Annotated in this window: 18 protein-coding genes and 1 other annotated feature; of the genes, 8 read left to right on the top strand and 10 right to left on the bottom strand. The window is 49.5% G+C overall.

Features of this window, described 5'->3' with window-relative positions; all coding sequences use genetic code 11:
- Window positions 1–34: 34 nt before the first annotated feature.
- The 3 genes from B5P39_RS15440 to B5P39_RS15430 all read right to left on the bottom strand — a co-directional run bounded on the left by B5P39_RS15440 (window position 35) and on the right by B5P39_RS15430 (window position 3,082).
- Window positions 35–316, bottom strand: a complete 282-nt coding sequence (locus B5P39_RS15440; RefSeq protein WP_088212152.1) for a DUF2798 domain-containing protein — start codon at window positions 314–316, stop codon at window positions 35–37.
- A 181-nt stretch (window positions 317–497) separates the two neighbouring features.
- A complete protein-coding gene (locus tag B5P39_RS15435; protein ID WP_088212151.1) occupies window positions 498–923 on the bottom strand; it encodes a glycerate kinase in 426 nt (141 codons plus the stop codon).
- A 230-nt stretch (window positions 924–1,153) separates the two neighbouring features.
- The gene (locus tag B5P39_RS15430) at window positions 1,154–3,082 is read right to left on the bottom strand and encodes a TonB-dependent receptor domain-containing protein (protein WP_176399962.1); all 1,929 of its coding nucleotides are present in this window, start codon (window positions 3,080–3,082) and stop codon (window positions 1,154–1,156) included.
- A gap of 289 nt (window positions 3,083–3,371) precedes the next feature.
- Here B5P39_RS15430 and B5P39_RS15425 point away from each other — a divergent pair, with 289 nt between their 5' ends.
- Window positions 3,372–4,427 (top strand): alpha/beta hydrolase, encoded by a 1,056-nt coding sequence (locus B5P39_RS15425; RefSeq protein WP_088212149.1) that lies wholly within the window; start codon window positions 3,372–3,374, stop codon window positions 4,425–4,427.
- 100 nt (window positions 4,428–4,527) lie between these two features.
- Here B5P39_RS15425 and trpA read toward each other — a convergent pair whose 3' ends face one another.
- The 6 genes from trpA to B5P39_RS15395 form a co-directional block, all read right to left on the bottom strand.
- Window positions 4,528–5,364: a tryptophan synthase subunit alpha gene (trpA, locus tag B5P39_RS15420; protein WP_088212148.1), complete on the bottom strand. Its 837-nt coding sequence runs from the start codon at window positions 5,362–5,364 to the stop codon at window positions 4,528–4,530.
- Window positions 5,365–5,369: 5 nt separating this feature from the next.
- The gene (trpB, locus tag B5P39_RS15415; RefSeq protein ID WP_011622240.1) at window positions 5,370–6,560 is read right to left on the bottom strand and encodes a tryptophan synthase subunit beta; all 1,191 of its coding nucleotides are present in this window, start codon (window positions 6,558–6,560) and stop codon (window positions 5,370–5,372) included.
- Between the two features lie 108 nt (window positions 6,561–6,668).
- Window positions 6,669–8,078 (bottom strand): bifunctional indole-3-glycerol-phosphate synthase TrpC/phosphoribosylanthranilate isomerase TrpF, encoded by a 1,410-nt coding sequence (gene trpCF / locus B5P39_RS15410; protein ID WP_425383220.1) that lies wholly within the window; start codon window positions 8,076–8,078, stop codon window positions 6,669–6,671.
- Window positions 8,079–8,155: 77 nt separating this feature from the next.
- Entirely contained in the window at window positions 8,156–9,199 is a 1,044-nt protein-coding gene (gene trpD / locus B5P39_RS15405) for an anthranilate phosphoribosyltransferase (protein WP_088212146.1), read from the bottom strand.
- Entirely contained in the window at window positions 9,199–9,807 is a 609-nt protein-coding gene (locus B5P39_RS15400; protein ID WP_088212145.1) for an aminodeoxychorismate/anthranilate synthase component II, read from the bottom strand. Before B5P39_RS15400 ends, trpD begins: the two co-directional genes overlap by 1 nt.
- 16 nt (window positions 9,808–9,823) lie before the next feature.
- Window positions 9,824–11,509 (bottom strand): anthranilate synthase component 1, encoded by a 1,686-nt coding sequence (locus tag B5P39_RS15395; RefSeq protein WP_088212144.1) that lies wholly within the window; start codon window positions 11,507–11,509, stop codon window positions 9,824–9,826.
- A 51-nt stretch (window positions 11,510–11,560) separates the two neighbouring features.
- Window positions 11,561–11,668, bottom strand: a sequence feature (Trp leader region).
- Between the two features lie 210 nt (window positions 11,669–11,878).
- Between B5P39_RS15395 and rnm the strand changes: the two genes are divergently transcribed.
- The 5 genes from rnm (at window position 11,879) to rluB (ending at window position 15,802) form a co-directional block, all read left to right on the top strand.
- Window positions 11,879–12,739 (top strand): RNase RNM, encoded by an 861-nt coding sequence (gene rnm / locus B5P39_RS15390; protein ID WP_088212143.1) that lies wholly within the window; start codon window positions 11,879–11,881, stop codon window positions 12,737–12,739.
- Complete coding sequence (locus B5P39_RS15385) at window positions 12,736–13,356, top strand: L-threonylcarbamoyladenylate synthase (protein WP_086904495.1); 621 nt, start codon at window positions 12,736–12,738, stop codon at window positions 13,354–13,356. Before rnm ends, B5P39_RS15385 begins: the two co-directional genes overlap by 4 nt.
- A 189-nt stretch (window positions 13,357–13,545) precedes the next feature.
- Window positions 13,546–14,334 (top strand): segregation and condensation protein A, encoded by a 789-nt coding sequence (locus tag B5P39_RS15380; protein WP_011622247.1) that lies wholly within the window; start codon window positions 13,546–13,548, stop codon window positions 14,332–14,334.
- Window positions 14,335–14,337: 3 nt separating this feature from the next.
- On the top strand, window positions 14,338–14,934 hold the full coding sequence (scpB, locus tag B5P39_RS15375) for an SMC-Scp complex subunit ScpB (RefSeq protein WP_011622248.1): 597 nt from the start codon (window positions 14,338–14,340) through the stop codon (window positions 14,932–14,934).
- A complete protein-coding gene (gene rluB / locus B5P39_RS15370; RefSeq protein WP_011716577.1) occupies window positions 14,927–15,802 on the top strand; it encodes a 23S rRNA pseudouridine(2605) synthase RluB in 876 nt (291 codons plus the stop codon). Before scpB ends, rluB begins: the two co-directional genes overlap by 8 nt.
- A gap of 134 nt (window positions 15,803–15,936) precedes the next feature.
- Here rluB and B5P39_RS15365 read toward each other — a convergent pair whose 3' ends face one another.
- Window positions 15,937–16,674: a YciK family oxidoreductase gene (locus B5P39_RS15365; protein WP_088212142.1), complete on the bottom strand. Its 738-nt coding sequence runs from the start codon at window positions 16,672–16,674 to the stop codon at window positions 15,937–15,939.
- A 261-nt stretch (window positions 16,675–16,935) separates the two neighbouring features.
- Between B5P39_RS15365 and B5P39_RS15360 the strand changes: the two genes are divergently transcribed.
- Together B5P39_RS15360 and sohB are read left to right on the top strand one after the other, a co-directional pair.
- Window positions 16,936–19,419 carry a VolA/Pla-1 family phospholipase gene (locus B5P39_RS15360; protein WP_088212141.1) on the top strand — a complete coding sequence of 828 codons (2,484 nt, stop codon included), beginning with the start codon at window positions 16,936–16,938 and terminating at the stop codon, window positions 19,417–19,419.
- 112 nt (window positions 19,420–19,531) lie between these two features.
- The gene (gene sohB / locus B5P39_RS15355; protein WP_088212140.1) at window positions 19,532–20,548 is read left to right on the top strand and encodes a protease SohB; all 1,017 of its coding nucleotides are present in this window, start codon (window positions 19,532–19,534) and stop codon (window positions 20,546–20,548) included.
- Window positions 20,549–20,552: the final 4 nt, after the last annotated feature.

Here is a 20,552-nt window from a genome sequence, read left to right as displayed (position 1 = left end):
AATGGCTTTAGCAGCATTAAACACGGAGGTGAGTTTAAGGTAATTGCACAAAGGCGGCGGTTAACTTTCGCACTAAGGGGAGCACCATCAATAGAGTCGGGAAGGCGACAATCCAAGAGATAAACCATGCGCTAAACCAGAGCTCAACAAATTGCTCCGATGCACCGACACCGTTTAAGGTACTGATCCCTGAAACGATGCAACTCATTAAAATTGATAGAAAAAACGGCATCACAATCGTAACGTATTTAGCGGGTAATTTTGGAGTACCAAAAATCGTACGGTTTTTATTGGGTACAGAATCTAAGCTGGACATGTGGCCTCAATCGGATTTGCTCTGGCGAAAGAATGTATAGATTAGGCTTAATCATTAATACCTTAAGCACAACCTGTTCGCCATTCTAGAGACAAAGTGGCCTAAAAGCCATTGACGCTTAGCCATGATTCACCGTCTCGTTAGGCAAAGTCATGGTTTAGGGAGGGAGTCTAGCTTAGCCTTAATCTTGCCAGTTAGTCACCCATAATTCCCCAGTGACATTGACCCAATGACCGCGGGAGATCGGAGAGGTGCCCAGTTCGTTATCGAAGGGCAGGGGAAGGCTAGATTGCAATAGATACACAGTATCATCGGGCGTTTGGGTGATCTCAACGATTTGTCCGGATGCCTCAAAGTGACAATTATGTTTAGGGAAGTGCAGACTCTGGCGGTGTTCAATGATGTCGGTCTGCAGGTTTGCCTTGGCTAAGCGGCCGAAGAGTTCAACCTTAACCCACTGATTAACGGGAAAACGTTGTTTAGCCTGTTGATCGCTCCCCTGATAATAAAACCACACCGGGGCGCCATTATCCCATTGGGCGGCCACTTCACCTTGAAAACCACAACCCCAAGGGGTGACGTCGAGAATATAGATTTGATACTGCATAAAAAGTCCATTTACCATAACAAAACTGCCGATGTTACCGGCGCTATATTAACATCTCTTTCGCTAAGACATGCGACTCAGCGCTCAATATAAGCCTTGGGTTTGACAGTTTTAAGAAGCTGAGAGTTCTTACTTTGGCATCATTGGTTGTCGCAGTGTGGGAGGCGAGAAAGAAAAGGGCCAAATCCGATGATTTGGCCCTTCAGTGGCGAAACACTCATTGAAGGCGATTACAGCGTTAACGTCACCCCAGCGAACACGGCGCGTCCCGGCAGAATGGTTTCTGTGGTGCCGTCGGAGTCTTCAGCGGGTTGCTCGTTGGTAAAGTTGGTCATACCCGCGCGTAGCTTGATGTTTTCCGTTAACCGATAGCTGGTGCCAAAATCGAAGCGGCTATAGCCACTGCGTTTTATCGCGCTGCTATCTAAGTAGTCACCAAAATAGTTACCGCTGACATAGAGTTGCCAGTCATCAGTCATATGCCAATCGAGCTGAAGATTGGCGGTTTGATCGGGACGTCCATTTAACTCTGAGCCATCGCTTTTTTCTGTATCTAGATAGCTGTAGTTGCCTTTAAGACTGAGATCTTCGGTCAAATCGATTCGGCCCGTCAGTTCTATCCCCTGTAAGGTCACTTCGGACTCATTGTAATAAGTCCGGCTCGGGCTCACTCTATCCCAGGTCGATACTGTGATTAAGTCTTTGACTTTATTGTGGTAGGCCGTTGCCGAAATATCCCAAGTGTTATCGCTCATGAGTACTGAGAACTCATAGTTTACGCTGGTTTCTGGGTCGAGATCGGGATTACCAACCACGGAGCAGGCACCACCGCAACTGACTGATGCAAAAGTGGGCGATGACTCAAATAACGCCGGAGCCCTAAAGGCCGTGCCTACACCGCCTTTAAAGGTCAGTTTATCGGTGGCACGATAGACAATATAGGCGCGCGGGCTGAGGTTATTGCCATACTTTTCATTATCTTCGTAGCGGGCACCTAAGGTCAGCGTCCAGTCATCTAAGAAGTCGATTTCATCTTGAGCGAAGAGTGAGTATTGGTCGACGCTATCACCTTTGGTTGTGGGGTACTGAACTGGATCTTCAACCTCGGTCTTATGGTACTCGCCGCCTAAGGTAAAGTCCTGCTGCCATAGGCTGAAAAAGCTGGTGGCTTTGAAGCTAGTATTCTTTTCATCAATATGGCGTCCTAAAGGCGGCTGCAGGCTGTAACGGCTGTTGTAGTCGTAGAGCTTAGAATCTTCGAGATTGGCCTCTAACTGGGTTTGGCCCCATTGCCAGTCTGCCTTGTGGGTAAGGCCAAAGGTATTGCGCTCGATTTGCTGTTCGCGCTTTGATTTCTCAGCATAGGTCGTGAGAGGGACTTTGTCTTTATCATATTGATAATCAAAGTCTAATGTTTGATTGTCAGTCAACTGCCAAGTGAGTGCGCTGTAGAGTTTCTTGGTTTTACGCTCTTCTATGGTATCGAAGGTCGGTGTGATTTCGGGTAATTGCCAAAGATCCTGCTCTGCGGATTCGGCGGTGAGCATCAGCCCTAAGCTATCGGTCAATTTCCCCGAGGTAAACACGTTGTAGCGTTGTCTATCGCCGCCATCCCCTTCTTGCATTTGACTGTATTCGGCATCGAGGGTGAGCTGCCAATCCTCGGTCGGCGCCTTAGTGATCACGTTAATCACCCCGCCAACGGCGTCTGAGCCGTAGAGTGCCGACATTGGACCACGGACAATTTCGACCCGCGAGATTGCATCAATCGGAATTGCGGTAATGTCGAAGTTACCTCCGCGCCAAAGGCCGTTTGAGGAGGACACGCGTTTGCCGTTAACGAGCATTAGTACATAGGTTTCATCCATACCACGGACATAGAGGCTGTTACGTCCTGCGTTACCACTGACCACGTTGACACCGACACTGCCACGCAGCACGTCGCCGAGATCTTTTACGGGCAGCAACTTAATCTCTTCGGCATCGATGACAGAGATAGAGGCGGGCGCTGAACTTAACTGTTGGTCCTTAGCGCTGGCGGTGACCACTATGTGTTCGAGTTCTGTGTCATCGGCCTGTGCCGACAGGAGTGGTTGCAGTGAACAGGCGAGTGCTAACAGTGCGAAAGGAAAACGATTTAGCGTTTTATGGTTACTCAATTTCAATCCCCCGATATCCATTATCTAATTAATTAACAAAGCAAAAATGGTAAATCTTTGTAAATCGACTATTTCAACTGGTCGCCAAAATAGCACAATCACTCATTTCTTTGAATGATAATAATTGTCATTTACAATGTAATCGAAGATGATGTGATTCACGTCACTTAGCAGGATGGAGGAGGGGAAATATTGTCGCCTTGTCCCTCAATGCAGACTGCGCATTATTAGCGTCTTAAATGCATTTTCATCGAATATTCAATATCTTCCTAATAGGAAACAGTACCCAATGCGATACTTTTTAGTTGTAGTCGGTTTATTGATGGGGAGCGTGATATCACCGCCCACCGCGGCGGTGGAATATCAAAGCCAGCAATTGCAGTCCAAGCTGCTTAAGGAAACACGGCAGTATCTGATTGCACTTCCTGAGGGATATGCACAATCGACTGAGGCGTATCCCGTTGTTTATCTACTTGATGCAGATGAACAATTTGATCATATGGCAAGCTTGCTGCAATTTTTAAGTCAAGGCGCTATGCCGCAAATCCCCAAGATGATTATTGTTGGCATTAATAACACCGAAAGGATGCGGGATTACACTCCGACCCATACGCTGGTGTTGCCTAGTGGGAAAAAAGGCAATCCCAAATACCAGCAAACGGGTGGTGCGGGGCGATTTTTAGATTTTATCGAGCAGGAATTAGCGCCGAGCATACATAGTCAGCTGCGAACCAATGGCATTAATGTGTTGGTGGGCCACTCCTTTGGGGGCTTAGTGGCGATGGAAGCGCTACGTACCGACAGGCAACTTTTTTCGGCCTATATCGCCATTGATACTAGTCTGTGGTTTGACAGCCCACATTACCTCACTCAGCTCGAAAACCGAGTTGAAAAGGGCGATTTCAAGCAGAAACAACTCTTTATGGCGATTGCAAATAATCCCTTGTCACCGGGATTTGGCGTGTCTTCCTATCATAGAGATTTAAATTTGGCCTTTGCGGACAAGCTGACTAAAAGTCCCCCTCAAGGACTGAGTTTTGCGGCCAAATACTATCCCGACGAGACACATCAGAGTGTGAGTCACATAGGTTTATACGATGGTATTCGCCATCTGTTTAAAGACTTTGCCATCGATATCTATGCCGAGACATTTAGCAAGCAGCAAGTGATTGACCAATATCGATTATTATCGGAGCGCTTTGGCTTGAGGGTGACTCCACCTCAGCAATACCTCGAGCAGTTGATCCAATATAGCGAGAGACAACAGCTTAGCGATCGCAAACAAAGCCTTGAGTCATTGAAAGCGTATTTTGCAGGTGTTAAGTCAAATGAGGCACTGAGGTAAACCTGATTGTCGAACTGAGCTGGAGGCATTTTTAGCGCTTAGAAACAACTGAGCACAGGTGCAAACACGTCTGTGCTCAGATGGTCAGTGGTTTAATTAATTAGGTGGCCGCTTTCATGGCGCGGGTAAATTCGCCTAAAGTGGACAGTAACTTAGCTTCATCCTGTTGATGGGCTTCGATAATTTTAACCACGGCCGAGCCAGAAATCGCACCCGCTGCGCCCGCTTTGATGGCGGCGCTCACTTGAGCAGGCTCGGCGATCCCAAAGCCTAATAGCGGTGGCGGCGCATTAAATGCTTGCAGCTTAGCTAAAATATCTTCAACGGGCGTACCCGCCTTAGTGTCTGTGCCTGTCACACCGGCGCGGGACAATAGATAGGTATAGCCTTCGCCACTTTGGCTCACTTTTTCAAGGGTTTCGCTATCGGCATTGGGCGGCGCGATAAAAATTGGCGCGATACCATGGGCCTTAGCGGCTTGAATAAAAGGCGCGGCTTCTTCAACTGGCACATCGGCGATAAGCACTGAGTCCACGCCCGCTTGCTGCGCTTTAGCGTAAAAAGCATCGATGCCATTAGCGAATACGAGGTTCGCGTATAGCAATAATCCAATTGGCAGTTCAGGGTATTTAGCGCGAATTTGCGCTAATAGGTTGAAGCACTGCGTGGGCGTTGTACTCGCGGCGAGGGCTCTGAGGTTCGCGCCTTGGATCACCGGGCCATCGGCCAGCGGATCGGAGAAGGGAAAACCTAATTCCAGAGCATCGGCACCATTTTGCACTAAGGTATCGATAATTTTCAGCGACAACTTAGGGCTTGGATCGCCTAAGGTGACAAAGGGCACAAAGGCGCCGCGGCCTTCGGCTTTTAAACGGCTAAACGCTGCGTGATAACGGCCGCTTTGCTGAGGGATAGTTTGGGTTGCAGTGTTGCTCATCTTAGTTATTCCTCTTTACCGTTTAAAATGTCTGACACAGTGAAAATATCCTTATCACCTCGACCCGAGAGGTTAACGACCAAAATGGTTTCTTTGGTGCACTCTTTCGCTAGGCGCAGGGCATAGGCGAGGGCGTGGGCCGATTCGAGCGCGGGGATAATCCCTTCGCTACGAGCCAATAATTGGAAGGCTTCTAGGGCTTCATCATCGGTGGCCGATTCGTAGCGAGCACGGCCAATCGCGTTCAAATGGGCGTGTTGTGGGCCAACGGAGGGGAAGTCGAGGCCTGCTGAAATCGAATAAGACTCTTCGATTTGACCTTCGCTGTCCTGCATCAGGGGCGCCTTCATACCAAAGAAAATCCCAGTTTTGCCATGTTTGAGCGGCGCACCGTGCATATGGGTATCGATGCCTTTACCTGCGGGTTCTACCCCAATTAGCTCGACACTGGTTTCATCAATAAAGTCGGCAAACATACCGATGGCATTAGAGCCACCGCCGACACAGGCGATCACCGCATCGGGTAGACGACCTTCGCGCTCCAGCATTTGCTTCTTGGTTTCTTCGCCGATCATACGTTGGAACTCACGCACTATGGTCGGGAAAGGGTGCGGCCCTGCGGCTGTGCCTAATAGATAGTGGGCTTTTTCGTAGCTGCCGGACCAGTCGCGCATGGCCTCGTTACAGGCATCTTTTAAGGTGGCAGAACCTGAGGTGACAGGAATGACTTCTGCGCCCATCAAACGCATTCTAAATACGTTAGGTGATTGGCGGGCAACGTCTTTCGCGCCCATATACACTTTGCACTTTAATCCCAGCAGTGCACAGGCAAGGGCGGTGGCAACACCGTGTTGGCCTGCGCCGGTTTCGGCAATAATCTCCTTTTTACCCATGCGTTTAGCCAATAATGCTTGGCCCAATACCTGGTTGGTTTTATGGGCGCCGCCGTGGAGTAAATCTTCCCGCTTGAGGTAGATTTTCACCATAGGGTTAGGGCTTAAATTGCGGGTTAAGGTCAGTGCCGTTGGGCGACCAGCGTAGTTTTTCAGTAGGTCGGTAAACTCGGCTTGAAAGGATTCATCGGCCTGCGCTTCGACAAAGGCGTTTTCGAGTTGCTTGAGGGCGGGGACTAAAATCTGCGGCACATACATACCGCCGTATTCGCCGAAATAAGGGTTAAGCTTTAACTGTGACATACCTTGTTCCTTATCCTATTCATTTGTTTCGATGGCGTTTTAGGTTAACGCCATCGAGTTTCAATTCTTGCTAGCCTGTGCTTTGCACTGGTTTTTATAAAAGCTGGTCTAGAGTCGTAATTGACTAAATGCCGCTTGAATTTTCTCTGCCGACTTAACGCCGGGAGCCGTTTCGAGGCCAGAGTTAAAATCTAAGCCGTAAAATCCTTGGGCGTTGGCTCGGGCGGCATTGTCAGCATTGAGGCCGCCCGCGAGCATGGCCTCGGCTTTATGGGCAATGGGGAGTTGCCAATCAAAGGCTTGCCCCGTGCCACCAAAACCTGCGTCATTCTTGCTATCAAAAAGATAACGCTGCACCCCTCTTGGCATCGCAGCAAGCTCACCACTTTGAGCATCGACACTGACCGCCTTCCAAATTTGAGTGTTCAGTCCGGCCTGTTGCAGCAATTGGCTTAACTCGGCAATTTCCAACTCAGTCTCACTGCCATGCAGTTGCAGCGCGGCTAAGCCACATTCTTGGGCGATATTCGCCATGAATTCAGGCGTGCTGTTTACAAATACGCCGACAAACTCAATGGCGGGCAAGTTAGCGGCGCGGTATTGCTGTACTAACTGTTTGGCGGCATCTTGGGTGAGCGCGCGCGGTGATTTTTCAGCAAAAATAAGTCCTGCATACACGGCGCCGGCAGTGGCCGCCGCTTGAATATCTTCAAGGCGGGTGAGGCCGCAGACTTTATTGTGACCGAAGATCAATTTCCGGCAGGCTAAATCAATGTCTTCTTCGGCCATAATCGAGCTACCGACTAAGAAGCCATCGACTAACGGACTTAAGCGGCGCACTTGTTCGTTAGTGTAAATGCCCGATTCGCTGATCACTACTCGTTCGCTGCCGATATGCGGCGCAAGGGCTTCTGTGGTGGCCAAATCGGTACTTAAATCCCGTAAGTTGCGGTTATTAATGCCAATAATAGGTGCGTTTAAGGCGATGGCGCGTTTCAGTTCTTCCTCATTGCTGACTTCCGTCAGCACATCGAGTTGATACTTGGCCGCCTCGCTGGCAAGTTGCTGATATCGCTCATCATCGAGCACTGAAAGCATCAGCAGAATCGCATCGGCGCCCTGATGTGCCGCCAACTTGATTTGATATTCGTCAACAAAAAAGTCTTTACACAGAATCGGTTGGCTCACTTTTGCCCGTACTTTCGGGATATAGTCCATGTCTCCTTGGAAAAATTGCTCATCGGTTAATACCGAAATCCCAGCGGCATATTGGGTATAAATTGATGCGATGGCTTCGACATCAAAGTCTTTACGGATTAAGCCTTTGGATGGACTGGCTTTTTTACACTCTAAAATATAACCCGCCTTCGGGGCTTTTAAGGCGGCAAATAAACTACGGTCCGAAATCTTGGGGGTTAAGCTGTCTTCAGGAAAACGCAACTTAAGGGCGGCGATATGGGCGACCTTAGTATCGACGATACGGGTTAAAACGTTGGCTTTTGCGGTGCTGGTTTGCATGCTACCCCTTACATCCTGCGATGCTTGATTATCTTCCGAGCGATGCGCCTCGGGTTGTTGAACCTGTGCCATGGTCATTATTCCTGTGCTTCGCTGCTGACTTTAGCGAGTTGATTCAGTAATTCAAAGGCTTTGCCGCTTTTAATGGTATTGAGCGCAAGGGTGGTGCCAGCTTTGACTGAGTCCGATAGGCCACACAGATATAAGGCACAACCGGCATTAATGGCAACCGCATGGGTGTGGGCATCGCTGCCTTGTCCTTGCAAAATAGATTGAGTGATTTGGGCGTTTTGTGCAGGCTCTCCGCCTTCAAGCTCGCTAATTTGGGCTTGAGGCACGCCAAAATCCGCAGGCGTTAGTTGATACTCAATAATCTCACCGTCTTTGAGTTCGGCGACCTGCGTGCTGCCATGGAGCGCCACTTCATCTAAACCACTGCCGTGTACCACCATGGCTCTTTGCGTGCCGAGGGCTTGCAGTACGCGGGCGATGGGCGTCACCAGTTCAGGACTATAGACCCCAAGCAACATAAATTCTGGGCGCGCTGGGTTAATTAATGGCCCTAACACATTGAATAAGGTGCGAGTTTTCAGCGCTTGGCGCACGGGCACCGCATGTTTGACACCGCCATGGTAGTGGGGCGCAAACAGGAAACACAGGTTGAGTGATTCTAAGCAACGGCTCGCCAGCTCGGGTGACATGGTTAAATCGATGCCAAATTGGGCGAGTAAATCCGAAGAGCCCGATTTGCTCGAGACCGAGCGATTACCGTGTTTTGCAACCTTGGCGCCAGCAGCGGCGGCGACAAAGGCTGCTGTGGTGGAAATATTGATGGTATTAAAACCATCGCCACCGGTGCCAACGATATCGATAATCCCTTGGCTACGGCTTGAGGCTGGATAGGGGAATGGCTTGGCGGCGGCGCGCATCGCATCGGCGGCGCCACTTATTTCGGCAATGGTTTCACCGCGAATTTTAAGGGCCATTAACATTGCCGCCATCACTGCCTCATTCATTTCACCTTGGATAAGGGTGCTAAAGAGGCTGGCGGTTTGCTCGCGGGTCAATGCCTTACCCTGAAACAAAATATCGAGCAGGGGCTGAATCGATGTTGCGCTCATTATTGGGCTCCTGCGGTATTGTGGGCGATGTCTTGAGTCAAAAAGCGTAGGGTTTGGGTTAACAATGTGCTGCCCAAGGTGGTTAAGATGGATTCTGGATGAAACTGAAAACCGACCGCTCTGTGCTCGGAGTGCAAAATCGCCATTGGCATCTCTTCTGTGGTGGCAATCACTTCAAGACAATCGGGTACTTTTGTGGCGACTAAGCTGTGATAACGGGCGACAGGTAGCGGCGAAGGCAAGTTAGCAAACACGCCCGTACCATCATGGAAGGTGGGGCTGGCTTTACCATGAACCACGAAAGGCGCGCGCTCCACTTTACCACCGTAATATTCCACCATGGCTTGATGACCTAGACAGATCCCAAGCATAGGCACTTTGCCCGCGACTTTGTCGATCAACGCCATCATGGAACCCGCTTCATGGGGCGCACCTGGGCCTGGCGATAGGACTAAGGCGCTAGGCTCGGTTTCCGCTAACAGCTTGTCGGCGATATAGTCGGCGGCAACATCGTTACGGTAGATCACCACTTCACAGCCAAGGCTTCTAAATTGGTCGACTAAGTTGTAGGTAAAGGAGTCGAAGTTATCGAGTAAATAGAGTTTCATCTTGGGCTCCTTATCTTTATTGTTCAGTCGTAGTGGTCGCAGTTGCTTGCTGGCTTTCATCCAAGCCAGCGCCCATCTTGATGGCCGAAATCACTGCCTGCGCCTTTTGGCGGGTTTCATCGGCTTCACTCTGGGGATCGGAATCAAACACCACGCCAGCACCCGCTTGGATATGGGCCACGCCGTTTTTCACAAAGGCGGAGCGGATCACGATACAGGTGTCCATATCCCCAAGGGCGTTGAGGTAACCCACAGCGCCGCCGTAGCTGCCGCGGCGGGTCTTTTCTGCCTGACGCACCAATTGCGAGGCGCGCACTTTTGGGGCGCCAACTAGCGTGCCCATATTCATACAGGCCTGATAGGCGTGGAGTGCATCTAAGTCTTGGCGTAGTTGACCTGTAACGCGGCTGACTAAGTGCATCACGTGGGAATAACGGTCGACTTTAAGTAACTCGGCCACTTTGCGGCTACCACTTTGGCTGATACGGGCGATATCGTTACGGGCTAAATCGACCAACATTAAATGTTCGGAGAGCTCTTTTTTATCCAAACGCAATTCGAGTTCGATACGGCTATCGAGGTCGAAATCAATCTCGCCGCTGGCGGTTTTGCCGCGTTTACGGGTGCCTGCAATCGGGTACACTTCGACCTGATTATTGCTGGCTTCATATTTCAGCGCGCTCTCGGGCGAGGCGCCAAACAGGGTGAAGTCATGGCCCCTGAAATAAAACATATAGGGGCTGGGATTGGTTAATCGCAGTGCGCGGTAAGCTCCCAAGGTATTGGGGCAGGGCAGGCTAAAGTTACGTGAAGGCACGACTTGGAAGATGTCGCCAGCAATAATGTGTTCTTTTAAATCGATAACGGTTTGTTTGAAGTCCTCATCACTGACATTCACTTGCTCTTTGGCCGTTATGCCAATGAGGGCGGGCGCAGGCATTGCACTCTTAACTAAGGCTTCACATTGGGCGCGGATATTCTCTGCTCGCTCGGCTAAGGCTTGGGTCACCTCAATCTGTTTTGCAGAACCTTCACTAAAGTTGTGGGTGATGATCTCGGCGTGCTTTTGCTTGTGATCGATAAGAATTAAGGTTTCGGCGAGATAAAATAAATAATCAGGACAATCATTTGCCCCATTTGGCGCTTCTGGTAAAGGCTCGACGGTATCAATCAGATCGTAGGAGAGCACGCCTCCCAAAAATAAGTCTTCGAATGCCGGCGTCTGGCCACAATCGATATGCTTTACAAACAAGCGCAAACCATCGAGGGGTGAGGTGGATTTTAAGCGGGCATCTTCATCCTTAAGCTCAGTGTCCTTTTGCAGCGTGACCACTAAGTTGTGGCCATCGTGTTGGCATTGAGTTTGGCTTGAACGAGCACTAAAAAATTGCTCAATGGGGGCGAGTAAACTGATGCCATTGTCACTCAGTGCGCTAAAGCGTAAACGATAGCCGTCGCAGCGGATCATCAGCGCCGCATGGGTCATCACCATGCTCTTAAGATTTTCCTTGCTGTCGATTTCTGCCGATTCTAACAACATGGTATGGGGTACATCTTGGGTGATGTGCTGGTACAGGCGCAGTGGGTCGCTATGATATGCCAGCGTCGCCTTGAGCGTATGCGAACGTGCGAATGTCTGTTGAGACGGGGCAAAATGCGCGCCATCAACTTGGGTAACCTGATTAAATGTCTTTAGGGTCATGCTTATCTCGCTTTTTATCCGTTTACCGCGTTGCAGACATTTTTCGCACCAACAAAAAAGCCCGCATTTCTGCGGGCTTTTTTGTTGATTCTGTTACTTTCAAATGAGCACAGAGCTTCACACCACCCGCTAAGTTGGGAAGTGCCACCACCAAATGATGTTGAAAGAAGCGTTAATCTGAGTCATTCAAAAGGGCCTCAATAATTCGTTAGTTGAGCTATAGAAAACATGAGCCTGAGCCGAAAGTCAATTGAATATTTTTCAAAATGATGGATTCACGCCGCTAAATCACTGTACCGAATGCCATTCCTACTCGATAAAGTGTGAGATAAATGCACATTTCATCTTAAATTCACGTACAATAACGGCATGAATACTCAAAGCATATTGGCTGACTTGCACAGCCACACGACCGCATCCGACGGTCATCTCACGCCGTCCGAGCTGGTCGCCAGAGCCCTTGAAAAGGGCGTGCAGTTATTTGCGATTACGGATCACGATACGGTTGCAGGCTTAAGTGAAGCCCGTGCCTTCAATCAAGCGCAGGCCGAACCGTTAAAACTGATTTCTGGGGTTGAGATTTCAACCCGTTGGAATAGTTACGATATTCACATTGTGGCACTCAACTTTGATGAGACCCATGCCGAGTTATTAGGCTTTTTGGCACATCAGCGTGAGTTGCGTGAGCAGCGCGCCGAAGAAATCGGTCATCGCTTGGCTAAAGCCGGGATTGAAGGCGCCTATGAGGGCGCTAAAAAACTCGCCGCTGGCGCTGCCTTAAGCCGTGGTCACTATGCACGCTGGCTTGCCGATAATGGCCATGCGGTGGATATGCCAAGTGTGTTCAAACGTTATTTAGCTCGCGGTAAAACCGGTTATGTGCCCAACAATTGGGGCGATATGGCCAGTGCGATTGAGGTGATCCACAATGCGGGCGGCCTCGCCGTATTGGCCCATCCGAGCGGTTATAAGTTGTCGGCCAAGTGGTTAAAGCGGTTAGTACGAGAATTTAAAGAAGCAGGCGGGGATGCCATGGAAGTGGTACTCGGCCAACAAACGGTGGATGACAGGGCAAATTTAGTGGCGCTGAGTGTCCAAAATCAGTTGCTTGCATCGATAGGGAGTGATTTTCACTTTCCAAGCAATTGGATTGAACTAGGTAAAAACCTCTACCAGCCTCAAGGTATTGATTGGGTCTGGCAGTCGGGATCTTGGGTGGAACGACCATGAGTCAGTTTTTTTATGTACACGAAGTAAATCCACAGGTACGCCTGATCAGTCAAGCCGTGGCTGTGCTTAAGTCCGGCGGTGTGATTGTATATCCAACCGATTCGGGCTATGCCCTCGGTTGTATGATTGGCGAGAAAGATGCGATGACGCGCATTACCCGCATTCGTCAAATCGAGCATGACCATAATTTCTCGTTAATGTGCCGCGACTTATCCGAGTTAGCGACCTATGCCAAGGTGGATAATCAGGCCTACCGCATCTTAAAAAGCTGCACGCCTGGACCTTACACTTTCATCTTTAAGGCGAGCAAGGAAGTGCCCCGTCGTCTGCAAAATGACAAGAAGAAAACCATCGGTATCCGCGTGCCAGACAATGTGATTGCCTTAGCGCTGCTCGAAGCGTTAGATGCGCCGCTGATGTCGACCAGTTTGGTGATGCCTAATAGTGATTTTGCTGAATCGGATCCTGAGCACATTCGCGATCTGTTAGAACATCAAGTGGATGTGATCCTGCACGGTGGCTACTTAGGTGAAAAACCGACCACAGTCATCGATATGTCGGAAGATGGTTTCGAAGTGCTGCGTGAAGGCGCGGGTGATGTGACTCCCTTTCTCTAACCGCGATTTATCCTAAGAGATTAAGGCGATAAAACCATCATTTGACAGTATTATCGCCGCTCAATTGCGGGTATAATCGCGCGTTTGGCGTGGGGGCGCTTGCATAGCGAGCTTATGCCGCGCTCAGTACGGGTTCGAGTCAGTCATCTACAACCGTTTAAAAACGATTGTTTTACATGGGGATAGCGGATGCAGGGCACGCAACAAAGTTTACCCTTAGCCGTTGTTCGCGGTCAGGCGATGACCGAAATGCCGCAGGATTTGTTTATTCCACCTGAGGCGTTAGAAGTGTTCTTGGAGTCCTTCGAAGGGCCGCTCGACTTACTTTTGTATTTGATCCGTAAACAAAAATTAGATGTTGTCGATTTACCCATTTCGCAGATCACCGCGCAATATCTAGAATATATCGCGATGCTCACTCAGGCGCGTATCGAACTGGCCTCGGATTATTTGGTCATGGCGGCAACACTGGCTGAGATTAAATCCCGTCTGCTGCTGCCGCGTATGGTGGCGGAAGATGAAGTGGAGGAAGATCCGCGGGCCCAGTTGATCCGTCAATTGAAGGCCTATGAGGTTATCAAAGAAGCCTCGCAAAAAATTGATGATTTACCTCGGCTTGAACGCGATGTGTTTCAAGCAACCGCGGCACCTTCACCGAATATCAAACCTTTGGTGATCCCGCCTGATGTATCGTTATTTGAAATCGCCCGCGCCTTTGGCGAAGTGCTTAAACGTATCGATGCCAACGAAGATCATCATGTTAAGCGTGAACAGTTATCGACCCGCGAGCGCATGAGCCAAATTTTAGCCATGCTTAATAGCGAGACGTTTACGCCCTTTGAGCGTTTATTTAGCGTCGAAGAAGGCCGTGCCGGAGTGGTGGTGACCTTTTTAGCGCTAATGGAATTGGTCAAAGAATTATTAGTGGAATTGTACCAAACAGAGCCGTTTTCAACTATTTACGTAAAGGCCTATTAATTGATGCAGATAAATCCAATTCAATTAAAACAGCTTATAGAAGCGAGTCTGTTTGTATTGGGGAAACCCTTGTCGGTGAAAATGTTGAAAGAAACCGTGTTGGCGGATTTCAGTGTTTCCAGAGACAAAATCAAAGCCGCATTGGAAGAGTTGCAGCAGGATTATCAGGAACGGGGTGTTCAACTTGTGAAAGTGGCTGGAGGTTATCGCTTCCAGACCTTGGAAGTCCTGAGTCCTTTTTTGCAGCCCCTGTGGCAGGAAAAAGCACCTAAGTATTCGCGGGCAACATTAGAGACCTTGGCGGTGATCGCCTATCGTCAACCCGTGACCCGTGGCGATATTGAGCAGGTGCGTGGTGTGGCCATTAGCAGCCATATCATTAAAAGTTTGTCAGATAGACATTGGATTAAAGTCGTTGGTCATAAAGAAGTCCCGGGGCGACCCGCACTCTACGCCACGACCTTAGAATTTTTAGCCTATTTTGGCTTAGATACCCTAGCGGATTTACCTGCGCTTACGGATACTGAGTCATTGCAGGCGGTATTTTCAGGTTTGAAAGTAACGCCTGAACAGTCAGAAGAGCAAGATACTAATGAGTGAAAAATTGCAGAAAGTCTTGGCCCGTGCAGGCCATGGCTCCCGTCGTGAGATGGAGGCATGGATTGCTGCAGGCCGAGTTAGTATTGATGGCGTGATTGCCAATCTTGGCGACCGTATCGAAGCCGATGCGAAGGTTCGTATTGATGGTAGAGCCGTATCGCTTAAGTCCGCCGACGATGTGATTTGCCGCGTACTCGCCTATCACAAACCCGAAGGTGAGATTTGTAGCCGTAAAGACCCTGAAGGTCGTCCAACCGTGTTTGACCGTTTGCCGAAAGTGCGTGACTCCCGTTGGGTTGCGGTCGGCCGTCTGGATATCAACACTTCAGGCTTATTGCTGTTTACCTCCGACGGTGAATTAGCAAACCGTTTAATGCACCCGTCTAACGAAGTCGAACGCGAATACGCGGTACGTACCTTTGGTGAAGTGCCTGAGGCTGCGGTACAACGTCTGCGTACCGGCGTAATGTTGGAAGACGGTATGGCGCAGTTCGATGCCATTAAAGCCGCGGGCGGTGAGGGCATGAACCAATGGTGGCACGTATGTTTACGTGAAGGCCGCAACCGCGAAGTGCGTCGTTTATGGGAATCCCAAGAGGTGCAAGTCAGCCGTCTTATCCGTGTGCGTTACGGTATGGTGGAATTGCCTAAATCTCTGCCACGTGGTGGCTGGGTTGAATTGCCAATTGAGCAAGTTAACTACCTGCGCCAATTAGCGGGTCTTGAACCTGAAACTCGCACTATGCTGGCTGCCGATAAACACAGTGTGGCCCGTGCTCAGGTGAAGAGCGCTAAAATTCGCCGCGCTGTACGCAAGCATAAAGTGACAGCAACGCCTAAGGCTAAGCCAACACGTCAGCGCAGTTAATATCATTCGAGTGATGTTAAGTCTCTCTGTAAAAAGGCCGCATGCGGCCTTTTTTGCTTTCTGCGGCCGATAAAATAAAGGGAGCGTAGGGCTCCCTTTATTTTCTAGGTATCAATGCGTTAGAGCAGCACGGCCTATTGAGCGTTAAATTGCTGACCGTTAATGTCGCTAGAGTCCTGTCCCATTAAATAGAGATACGTTGGCATGATTTCTTCGGCCGTTTTTAAATCTAATGGATTTTCGGCAGGGTATGCTTTTGCACGCATTTCGGTGCGAGTCGCACCTGGATTAATGCTGTTAACGCGTACAGAAGTGCCATCACATTCGTGGGCGAGCACTTGCATCATGCCTTCGGTAGCAAATTTAGAGAAGGCATAGGGGCCCCAGTAGGCGCGGCCCTGACGGCCAACACTGCTTGAGGTAAAGATAATCGAGGCACTGGGTGCTTGGCGCATAATAGGCAACAGGGCCTTGGTCAGCATGACCTGTGAGGTGACGTTGACTTTCAGTACATCTTCGAGTGATGGAATATCGATGTGTTCAAATGGGCCTAAGGCGCCGAGTAAACTGGCGTTGTGCAACAGACCATCTAAGTGACCAAACTGCTCGCCAATGGTTTCGGCCATGTCGCGGTAGTTTTGTTCGGTGGCGCCTTTTAAATCCAACGGCACAATGGCTGGCGTTGGGTAACCCGCCTGTTCGATTACATCGTATACGGCTTCGAGTTTTTTGACGGTTTTACCGAGTAAAATCACGGTAGCACCGTGTTTGGCAAATTCAATGGCCGCCGCGCGACCGATACCTGCGCCAGCGCCTGTCACCAGGATGGTTTTACCTTGGAGTAAATCTTTTGCTGCTTGATATTCCAACATGAGCCTTTTATTCCTCTTGGCGAAAATGCCCGCCACTTCTAGAGTCGCCGAATTGCTAAACGCATGTTTCAAACAAATGAATGAAACTTTGTTATAAATAGCTAAAATGTTTGTGACAAACTTGTGGCTAACTCAATACTTTTACGTTAACTTGAAACGAGTTAGGGGCTAACATAAGCCCTATTAGTCATAGCTTTTGCGCTATTGTGACTAATTTCTTGGGGAAAACAAAACTATTACAACAAGATTTGGGGAAAAAAAATGAAAAGACTCATTTTGTGTGTTGCGATTGCATCAGCACTGGGCCTCACAGGATGTGGCGAGGACAGTTATAACGAACTCAAGGATAAGACAGAGCCGCTCATCCCTGAATCCCATATGGTGTTTGACCCCGCGAATGCTAAAGTGCCTTTGCCTAATGATTTGCTGTTCAGTGGCACCACGGATGGCACCTTATCAATCCCGGGTGAAAGTTCGGGGAACTATGTCGATCCACAAATTGCCCTTGGTGCCTTAGATGGATGGTCAACCACATCACCCATTTCAATCGATATCGATTTAGCAAAAGACCATGATGGTACCCAACTGACCCTGATGGCGGCATCGGTTGCTCAACCGGGCGCAGTGAGAATGTTTGAGGCCACTGTGGGTGGTCCGTTGTCATCGGATACTGAATGTACAACTAAACCGTCAGTCTCTGCCTGTAAAGTCGGTGCGGAATTACAATTTGGGGTGGATTTCGTCTCAACGGCATCGGGTAACAAAGTCGTTATTGTGCCACTCAAACCGCTTAAAGCTGGCCAGTCTTATATTTATGCAACAACCAAGTTAATCCAGGATTCAGAGGGACGTGGCATTGCCCCTTCAACGACCTATGGTACGTTGAAGATGGATATCAACACCTTACCCTTAGAAACGCCTGACCAATTGATGCTACAAACCTTAGTCAACAGCTATGAGAAAGGGATTGCAGCGGCACACAATGTCGATACTTCAACCATTACCTATTCAGGCTTGTTTACCACTCAATCGGTTGCAAACGTCTATGAAACCACAAAACTCTTGATGGCACAGGGCGCACCTTATGCCCCAAGTTTTGCGCAAATGCCAACGCCTGCGGGTTACACTGTGGCGCAGGCTGCAGGCTTAACGCCAGCAGATGGCGCGGCGTATGTAGTATCGAACCTAGCCGACGTTTATACCGCTAAGATTAAATTGCCAATTTACGGTGACTGCTCCTCAGTCAGCTGCCTGTCATCGGCAGGTCAGCCGCTGATCAATGGCCGCTGGAAAGCCCAAGGTGATAGCCCTGTTTCGGTATTATTAGCGCTGCAAGCGGGTACCTTAAGTCAAACCAACTTTGGTATGCAGGCGGTGGCCAATGGGATTGCGAACCCTGCCGATGCGTTAGCGAATCCTTCTTTGATGGCGGGTAAAACCTGGCTGCTCGATGATGGAACGGCTGCGGATAAAACCAAGCATTTAACCAAATTTAACCCCATCCCTGCGATTAAAGGTTATGAAACGGTACCTGTACTGATTTCTATGCCGAATGCGACCAAACTCGCGGCCTTCTATCAGCAACAAGGTTTAACCTTTACCCCACCGACTTCTGGTTGGCCAACGACGATTGCGCTGCATGGTTTAGGCGGTGGTAAGGAAATGTCATTAGCCTATGCGGGTAGCTATGCCGCTATGGGCGTGGCAACGGTGGCCATCGATATGCCTTTGCATGGTGCCCGCTCGTTTGATGCCAATGGGGATGGGATTTACGAAGTATCGGCAACCGACCCTTCCTTCGGTAACGTGATTGGTACACCTGATGCCTTTAAGAATGGTAATCCACTCGTCTTCGTGAATATCTCAAGCACGCTGTCGGTGCGGGATAACTTCCGTCAGGCCACCATGGATCACCTTGTCGTGCGTTTAGCCTTAACGGGTTTAGCGCAGGGGCTTGCACAGGCTGGTCAACCACAAGTATTCGATATTTCCAAGATTAGCGCGCAGGGCTTAAGTTTAGGTGCGATTGTCGGCACCGACTTTGCGACTTATGCCAGCACGGGCATGAAAAATCCAAGCACGGGCGAAGCGCTACCTAACCCTTATGCCATCAATGCGGTCTCTCTGGCAGCACCAGCGGGTGGTTTAGCGGGCGCGTTTGCCGGTTCTGCGACCTTTGGCCCAGTGCTGTTTAGCAATGTGACTGCCTCATCGACGTTCCAAGCATTAGTGGATAAAGCCAATACTGCGGGATACGAGCCAGGCAGCCCAGAATATGCGGCCTTAGTACAAGGGGTTTATGCGCAGTTTATTCCAACCTTTGCCTTTGCGGTGCAAACGGCGGTGGATTCGGCGGATCCGGTTAACCATGCAGGTATGTTGAAAGCAACGGGATTACCCGTGCACTTAATCGAAATCGCGGGTGATGGTAACGGTAACTTACCTGACCAAGTGTTACCTAATCGCGTCGATAACTTCCCGCTCTCAGGCACTGAGCCGTTGATCTCGGCAATCGGTCTGCCTTGTGTGGATGCAACCACCAAAGGTTCTGGTGCGGTGCGTTTTGCTAAGGGGCACCATAGCTCAATTGTTGACCCAAGTGAGAAGAGTTCAACGGATGGTATGGCTGCCGCGGCAACCGTTGAGATGCAGACGCAAGTGGCGACCTATGCTTCTACCGCAGGTAAAGGTGAAGCGACGATTTTCGTCACCGATCCAAGCGTGATTGCGACCTGTTCTAACTAGTCGCGTGTAAAATCCTAAAAACCCAGCCTTTGCTGGGTTTTTTTATGGCGCTTTAGACTGTTAGAATAGCGCGCACTAAACCGGATCACCTTAGGCCCCAACGGAGAGTACTTTGGAATTTCTATACGAATATGGCATGTTTTTAGCGAAAGCCGTGACAATAGTGGTTGCGCTTGTTGCTGTGATTATTGTGGTGCTCGCGTCCACGGTGAAGCACAAATCGGATAAAGGTGAACTGAGGATCACCAATCTTTCAGAAGAACTGGAAGAGCTTAAACACAGCTTGAAGGAAGAACTGCTGTCGAAGAAGCAGTTTAAAGCCTACGAAAAACAGCTGAAAGCGGACGAAAAGGCGAAGGAAAAAGCGGCCGAAGAAGACAGCAAAGGCAAAGTTTTTGTTATTGATTTTAAAGGCAGTATTGATGCCGCCGAAGTAGCTTCACTGCGGGAAGAAATCAGCGCGATTTTAACCATTGCCGAAAAGGGCGACGAAGTGGTGGTGAATGTCGAAAGTGGCGGTGGCATGGTGCATGGCTACGGTCTGGCCTCTAGCCAGCTTGACCGTCTGCGTCAGGCCGAAATCCCATTAACGATTTGCGTGGATAAGGTCGCTGCCAGCGGTGGTTATATGATGGCCTGTGTGGCAAACAAAGTGTATGCCGCGCCATTCGCCATCGTAGGTTCAATCGGTGTCGTTGCCCAGTTGCCTAACTTCAACCGTTTATTGAAGAAACATGAAATCGACTACGAGCAACACACGGCCGGTGATTTTAAGCGCACCTTAACCGTGTTTGGCGAAAATACTGACGAAGGCAGACAGAAGTTCCAACAGGAGCTGGAAGAAACCCATGTGTTGTTTAAAGCTTTCGTGAGCAAGTATCGTCCTCAGCTCGATTTGGCTAAGGTGGCCACGGGCGAACATTGGTACGGTCAACAGGCGGTTGAATTAGGTCTTATCGATGCGATTTCAACCAGTGATGATGTGTTAATGCAGTTAGCTGGCGAACGTACTGTGTACAAGTTGCGCTACCAAGTCCGTAAGAAGTTGGCAGATAAAATCGCCCATGGTGCGTCTTTATCGGTAAATGCGATTTTTAATCGATTAGTTGAGAAAAATCGTCCCATGTAAGCCG

Source organism: Shewanella sp. Shew256 (assembly GCF_002196695.1).
GTDB classification, from domain to species: domain Bacteria; phylum Pseudomonadota; class Gammaproteobacteria; order Enterobacterales; family Shewanellaceae; genus Shewanella; species Shewanella mangrovisoli.
The sequence above is the reverse complement of the archived record's forward strand: the minus strand, read 5'-3'. Positions and strand labels throughout refer to the sequence as shown.